The organism is Pseudomonas sp. AC083, from assembly GCF_979253165.1.
On sequence record NZ_CEEDDH010000355.1, the window covers coordinates 1 to 234 of the forward strand.

Here is a 234-nt window from a genome sequence, read left to right on the forward strand (position 1 = left end):
GGCGTTGAGCGCCTCGTGGTACCACTGGAACAGGCGCTGTTGCGGGCTGGTTTCCAGGTACGGCTCGTGCAGTTCGATGATGTGCTTCTGGCCGATCCGGTCGAGACGGCCGATGCGCTGCTCGAGCACGTCAGGGTGCGACGGCAGATCGAACAGCACCAGATGGTGAGCGAACGGGAAGTTGCGACCCTCACTGCCGATTTCCGAGCAGATCAGCACCTGCGCGCCGAATTC

General features: G+C 62.8%; 1 protein-coding gene. It reads right to left on the bottom strand.

Features of this window, described 5'->3' with window-relative positions:
- Positions 1 to 234 (bottom strand): helicase-related protein (locus tag AC0IXA_RS28180; protein ID WP_471815023.1); only part of this gene is annotated, 234 nt, incomplete at both ends.